The sequence below is a fragment of the Burkholderia sp. Ac-20345 genome (genome assembly GCF_017104825.1).
GTDB lineage: Bacteria > Pseudomonadota > Gammaproteobacteria > Burkholderiales > Burkholderiaceae > Burkholderia > Burkholderia lata_B.
The window spans coordinates 1-1,982 of sequence record NZ_JAAGPO010000464.1; the positions used below are offsets into that span (position 1 = coordinate 1).

Annotated in this window: 3 protein-coding genes; 1 reads left to right on the top strand and 2 read right to left on the bottom strand. The window is 65.6% G+C overall.

From position 1 onward, the window contains the following. Both G3O06_RS47980 and G3O06_RS47985 read right to left on the bottom strand, forming a co-directional pair. On the bottom strand, nucleotides 1-622 hold a 622-nt coding region (locus G3O06_RS47980; protein ID WP_277403805.1), incomplete at its 3' end, for a magnesium chelatase domain-containing protein. A 327-nt stretch (nucleotides 623-949) separates the two neighbouring features. Beyond that, a complete protein-coding gene (locus G3O06_RS47985; RefSeq protein WP_006489451.1) occupies nucleotides 950-1,201 on the bottom strand; it encodes an accessory factor UbiK family protein in 252 nt (83 codons plus the stop codon). A gap of 355 nt (nucleotides 1,202-1,556) precedes the next feature. Between G3O06_RS47985 and G3O06_RS47990 the strand changes: the two genes are divergently transcribed. Next, complete coding sequence (locus G3O06_RS47990; protein WP_027789049.1) at nucleotides 1,557-1,895, top strand: P-II family nitrogen regulator; 339 nt, start codon at nucleotides 1,557-1,559, stop codon at nucleotides 1,893-1,895. The last annotated feature ends 87 nt before the right edge of the window (nucleotides 1,896-1,982 follow it).

Consider the following 1,982-nt stretch of genomic DNA (forward strand, 5'->3'; position numbering starts at 1 on the left):
TATCGGTGAGGTGCGCGCATAGCGCTGGCAGGTCCGGTGCGCCGAACACGGTGACGCCCGGCACGAGCGCGGCTTCGGCAGCGCTGGCGAGCGGCAGGTACAGCTCGGGCGCGTTCGACATGGCGGCGGAGCCCGACTCGGGGCCGGCAGCTCGGCCGCCGTCGCCCGAATCGGGAAGCGTGCCGGCGTGCAAACCGGAAGCCACGGCGCTTTCCGCAACCTGCCAATCCCGCGCCACGCCACACGCCATCGCGAACGCACCGCGCATTGGCCGCAGTGCGCCCGTCAGCGAAAGTTCACCCGCGAATTCGCGGCCGGCCAGCGCGTCGGCCGGGATCTGGCCGTTCGCGGCGAGGATGCCGAGCGCGATCGGCAGGTCGAACCGCCCCGACTCCTTCGGCAGGTCGGCCGGCGCGAGGTTGACGGTGATGCGGCGTACGGGGAATTCGAAGCCGCAGTTCTGCAGCGCGGCACGGACGCGCTCGCGGCTTTCGCGGACTTCGAGATCGGGCAGGCCGACGATCGAGAACGACGGCAACCCGTTGGCGAGATGGACTTCGACGGTGACGTCCGGCGCACGGCCGGAGGCGGGCGCGCGACTGCGCACCACGGCGAGCGACATGGCGAGGCTCCTGTAAACAAGACGGGCGGACGACGGCCGTTCGGGGCCGCATGCCGCGGGAATCGGAGGAATCGGTGCGCGCTTGCCGGCGTGGCGCGGGGAAAGAACGAGGAACTGCGGAACGACGGACTGCGAAGAGCGATGGGCAACGAAGAGCGGGGCTACTACGAAGAGCGATGGACAGCGAAGAGCGGGGGACTGCGGAGAACGACGGACGACGAAGAGCGGTACGGTGACTTCAGTGCTTCAGTGCTTCAGTGCTTTAGGGGCGGCGGGCGCGAACCGCACGAGGCGGCCCGCGCCCGGACCTTGCGGCCGGGTAGGGCGTCAGGCTTGCGGCGCGGCGAGCTTCTGCTCGAGTTCCGCGACGCGTTTCTCGAGTTCCTCGAGGCGCACGCGGGTGCGGGCGAGCACCTGTGCCTGCGTGTCGAATTCCTCGCGCGTGACGAGATCGAGTTTCGAGAAGCCTTGCGACAGCATGGCCTTCACGTTGCGCTCGACGTCCTTGGCCGGCGAGTTTTTCAGCAGATCGCTGACGCGCGACTGCAGGTCGTTGAAAACGTCGCTGGGTTGCTTCATGTGATTCCCCTTCCTTGCACAAAAAATGTGCATCTTCAGTTGCGTACGTGCCCATGATGCACGCATGACCGGAAATGGTGCGCCCGGAGCGCGAATTCCGGGCATGGCGCCCGCATGGGTGAATGTCCCGGCGATCCGGGACGTGCGTGCACTCTAGCAACGATCCTTTCGCCGCGCCAGCAAACCGGGCCACGTTGGCCATTCGGCCGGGCTTCCGCACCTTACATCACGGGATGCGACCCCTTGATGAAGCCCTTTGAAACGGTGCGCGAACCGACATGGCATGCGAGTTGCTGAGAAGAGTCCGTTACAACATTCCAACCAATTCGACGGGACAACCCAGCGAGAGGACTTCATGAAACTCATTACCGCAATCATCAAGCCGTTCAAGCTCGATGAGACGCGCGAGGCGCTGTCGGCGCTTGGCGTCTCGGGCATCACGGTGACGGAGGTGAAAGGGTTCGGGCGCCAGAAGGGGCACACCGAGCTGTACCGCGGCGCCGAATACGTGGTCGATTTCCTGCCGAAGATGAAGATCGAGGCAGCCGTGTCCGACGATCTCGTCGACCAGGCGGTCGAGGCGATCGAGCGGGCCGCGCGCACCGGCAAGATCGGCGACGGCAAGATCTTCGTCACGGCGATTGAACAGGTGATCCGGATTCGCACCGGGGAGACAGGCGCAGACGCGCTGTAACAGAACAGACAAGACAAGCGACAAGAGGAAACCCAAGATGCGCAAACTTCTGATGTCCCTGCTGATGGCCGGCTCGCTGATCGCGGC